The sequence below is a fragment of the Actinomyces sp. S6-Spd3 genome (assembly GCF_000758755.1).
In the GTDB taxonomy this organism is placed as follows: domain Bacteria; phylum Actinomycetota; class Actinomycetes; order Actinomycetales; family Actinomycetaceae; genus Pauljensenia.
The window spans coordinates 1-649 of the sequence record NZ_JRMV01000129.1; the positions used below are offsets into that span (position 1 = coordinate 1).

At 57.2% G+C, this 649-nt stretch carries 1 protein-coding gene; it reads left to right on the plus strand.

The annotated features are described in order from the left end of the window. Nucleotides 1–54: 54 nt before the first annotated feature. Nucleotides 55–649 (plus strand): molybdate ABC transporter permease subunit (locus tag HMPREF1627_RS00785; protein ID WP_234305178.1); only part of this gene is annotated, 595 nt, incomplete at its 3' end.

The following is a 649-nucleotide window of genomic DNA, read 5'->3' on the forward strand; positions in this document are numbered from 1 at the left end:
CACGGAGCACGCGCAAGTTTGGGTAGTATCTTACGCCTGCTGGTAACGCTTCCTATGGTTGTACCACCCGTCGTCGCCGGCCTTGCGCTCCTAGTCACGTTTGGTCGGCGCGGCCTCATTGGCTCTTACCTACACGTACTAGGAATTGAAATCGGCTTCAGCGCCATCGCAGTGGTTATGGCACAAGTGTTTGTGTCCATGCCGTTTCTCGTCATCTCACTCGAAGGCGCACTGCGTTCACGCGGACGTGACCTCGAAAAAGCGGCAAGCAACCTGGGAGCTTCTCGCACGCGCATATTCTTTGAGATCACGCTACCCCTCACCGTTCCTGCGATGGCGTCAGGCACAGCGCTAACCTTCGCGCGTGCCCTCGGCGAGTTCGGCGCAACCATCACGTTTGCTGGCTCGCTACAGGGCGTGACCCGCACTCTCCCCCTCGAGATCTATCTGCAGCGCGAAATTGACACCGCCACTGCCCTAGCCCTCGCAACCGTGATACTTCTAGTTGCCGGCCTTGTAATCGCTATAACTAGCGCTATTTCGAAGATATCTGCAAAGAGATCCAGCGAGGAGACGCGTGGAAGGGAACCTGAATCTGCGCACCAGAACCAGTTGGACACCATGTGCGCGTTGAGCGACCTCGATATGT